Annotated in this window: 4 protein-coding genes; 1 reads left to right on the top strand and 3 read right to left on the bottom strand. The window is 33.5% G+C overall.

The window, feature by feature from the left end; translation table 11 throughout:
* Positions 1 to 98 precede the first annotated feature (98 nt).
* From FTU72_RS16480 to FTU72_RS16010, 3 genes are all read right to left on the bottom strand, one after another.
* Entirely contained in the window at positions 99 to 269 is a 171-nt protein-coding gene (locus FTU72_RS16480; RefSeq protein ID WP_017400106.1) for a hypothetical protein, read from the bottom strand.
* A gap of 523 nt (positions 270 to 792) precedes the next feature.
* The gene (locus FTU72_RS16005; RefSeq protein ID WP_000908082.1) at positions 793 to 1,080 is read right to left on the bottom strand and encodes a hypothetical protein; all 288 of its coding nucleotides are present in this window, start codon (positions 1,078 to 1,080) and stop codon (positions 793 to 795) included.
* A gap of 2 nt (positions 1,081 to 1,082) precedes the next feature.
* Entirely contained in the window at positions 1,083 to 1,721 is a 639-nt protein-coding gene (locus FTU72_RS16010; protein ID WP_000585007.1) for an AAA family ATPase, read from the bottom strand.
* Positions 1,722 to 2,125: 404 nt separating this feature from the next.
* On the opposite strand from FTU72_RS16010, the gene repM reads away from it, so the two are divergent.
* Entirely contained in the window at positions 2,126 to 3,064 is a 939-nt protein-coding gene (repM, locus tag FTU72_RS16015; protein WP_002046604.1) for a replication initiation protein RepM, read from the top strand.
* Positions 3,065 to 3,344: the final 280 nt, after the last annotated feature.

Raw genomic sequence — 3,344 nt, forward strand, 5'->3', positions numbered from 1 at the left:
GCGCCTTAACTTATTTAAGTGGCGTAACTTGCATAACTTATGCATCCTATTTAAGTGATGTAAGTTATAGTATTCCGTGTCAGGAATCTGTCTACTTATCAGCGTCCGCGGAACTGCAGGATTTCTGCTTTGTTGTTCGCAACGAGGGCTAATTCTGGAGTTCCGTATAAGGCATAATCAATAACGACGCCTGATGCGAACATAGCGATTGGGCTGAAACGGAAGGTATCAGGAGCAATCGCTTTGGCAGAATTCCCCAAGGTGCTCACAATAAGATTCACATTGATGAAATCTGGCTTTCTACTCAGCCCATGGATATGCGAGCAGTTACTTATACTGCTCTTTCTCATGTCCTAAAAGCCTTTGACCATGTCAAATCGCAACATTGAGGTTATCTTGTTTTGGAATAAGCGTGGTCATTGTATGAAAGTGTTGATATATGATGGACTGGGTATTCAAAGCTCTACGGTTGGAACAAGCAACATTTCACTGGACTCAAACTCATCATAGTGAAACAATTACAAGCATTGATTCAGAGTTTCGCTTGATAAAGAATTTGACAATGTGCATCAAACATCATGACATCAATTCAGTCAGCCAAGCTGAATAGCCTAGATCCGTGTCTGTGCAGAAAAGGACGCCTTCATATAAAATAACTCAAATAGATAAATTACCACCACACTGCTAGAGCCTGAGCTGAATTTAAAAATATCTATAGGGTTCACCGGGGACTTACAGTAAATTTAACTTGGATAAAAAATATCCCCCTTAAAAAAGTGGGATATTTTTAATTTATTTATTTAATATTTCTTTTAATTCATCTGCACTATATGTCGATAAATTTTCTATAGCTGCTCGAACAATACTTGAACGATTTATTCTTGCATTTTGCCCTTTTACAACCAGCTCATCAATTAGTTTACTAATATCTTCATTGAGAGAAAAAGTGTAACGAATAAATTTTTTTTCACTTGATTCTAAAGCCTTTACCCTCTTTTCTGCACCAGATATAAATGCATCTAACATTTTATCTTGTTCAGTAGGTTCAGGTTTTTTGTTTAGCCCAGTTAAACCAGCCATAGTTATACTCCTAAAAACTCTCTTGCAATACTTTCAATTTCAGCTTTCGCTTTAGGATCACTATTTACTTCAAAAACCGAAAGCCCATTTTCATCTGCATCATCATAAACATTTCGATTTGTTGTGATTGAATTCAATGCATCAATACCAAATGATTTGCATGCCTCTTTTGCATCTAAAATTCTTTGAACTTGAGAAGGAAGAGTTGGACACTGAGTAATAATTGCTCTAGCTTTCAGATTTGGATTTACTGTCTTTGCTAATTTTAAAACTTGTTCCATATGATCTAAAGTTTTTAGATCTCTTCGTTTGGGTCTAAACGGCAATAACATATGTGTAGCTATAGTCATTGCTGAACGTAATGCTTCAGAATCCTGTCCACCTGCATCAATGATAATATCTTGGTATCTTTTATCTAAATCTTTTAAAACTGAACGTATATTCCCTGATGCTTGTACTGATGGAATATTATTTAATTCATCGTTTTCATCTCTTTCTTTGACCCAATCTGTTGTTGTTCCTTGAGGGTCAGCATCTAATAAGAGGACGTCTCTTTGACTTTGTTGTAAGTAAACTGCAAGATTTTGAGCTAAACAGCTTTTACCAGCACCGCCTTTTTCACCACCAACTAAGATAATCATAATTTATGTAAGTTACGTAAGTTTGTTTGTGTATAATTTAACGGTGATTTATGAAGTAATCAACTATCATGAAAAAAAAAATTAAAAAAAAAGTTATCCACAAAAGAATGGTCTTTTTGAATTTATATATATTTATTTAAATTTATTATTTATATCTCTGCTCAAAGCTTGACTAGCAAAGGGATACAGGAAGTATATGTTGACAAATTCCTACCAATAAGTTGACTTTTTCCTGTTTCTGAGTTGACATATTCCTACCAATAAGTTGACTTTTTCCTGTTTCTAAGTTGACAAATTCTGTGCATAAGTTGACAAATTCTTTTATTAAAAATACTTTCATTTGTGGACGTTAAGTAGTATTGTCAATATATCTATTTATAACATTTTCCTTAATATATCTTCCTATGAGTAACATAGTATATAAAGATAATAATTTGGTTGAAGCATCGTATTCACTAAATCTATCTGAGCAAAGGCTAATATTAATTGCGATCATTGCTGCTCGAGAAATTGAGAAAGAACTTACTTCTGATACTATACTTACGATTCATGCTTCTGAATACATGAAACAGTTTAATTTAGGACGTCAAGCATCTTATGAAGCGTTACAATCTGCATGTGATAATCTTTTTGAACGGCATTTGAATTATAAAGCAGTAGATCCTATAACTGGAAAAATAGGAATATACAAAAGTAGGTGGGTTTCAAAAGTTGGTTATGTTAAGGAAGAGGGATGCGTCCAACTAATTTTTGCACCAGATATTATCCCCTTATTTGTAAAACTTGAAGAAAAGTTCACAAGATATGAACTTAAACAAATCTCACCACTTACAAGCATTTATGCTATTCGCCTGTATGAGTTACTCATACGTTGGAGATCAACTGGTAAGTTATATATTTCTATAGATGAGCTTAGATCAAAACTCGGATTGATAGAAGATGAATATAAAAAGATGGGAGACTTTAAAAAAAGGGTTCTTACCGTAGCTTTAAATCAAATTAACAAATTTACGGATATTACTGTTTCTTATATACAAAAAAAGGAGGGAAGAAATATTTCAGAATTACATTTCATGTTTGAAGAAAAAGAACAAAATAAAACGAGTACAAGTGCTCCTTTAGAGCCAACTTATAAATTGACAGCTAAGCAATGTATATTCTTTGCTAAAAAGCTATGTGATATTACTAACTATCCAAAATTTGGTAATGATTTCGCACATCGTGGAGAGACTCTAGAAGACTTTCAGGAAAGGATATCAAGTGATCTTCTTGATAGCGATAATGTTAGAAAGTATTTTTCTTATTTGTTAGAAGTTGGTTATGCTCCTAAATACAAGAAGTAACCCTTTAGTTAATTGTCACTTTAAACAAAAGACCACGCCCTCTCATACTAAGTTTTTAATTAAGATTGCTTTCATGTGATTTTAATATGAATTAGCATAAGTTACATAACTTATGCTGGTTAAGTAACCACCTATCCTGCCTTTATAATTTATTGCTGCAGTTCTCATCATCATTGGAATAAGTGGACAAATTCCTGACATGGAAATTGCAGCGAGATTGGCTAAAGTTACTGCGCTGATTATCAGCCGAGATGTCGTTATTGATTATGCCTTATACGGA

It is taken from the genome of Acinetobacter sp. YH12137 (assembly GCF_013418535.1).
Taxonomy (GTDB): Bacteria; Pseudomonadota; Gammaproteobacteria; order Pseudomonadales; family Moraxellaceae; genus Acinetobacter.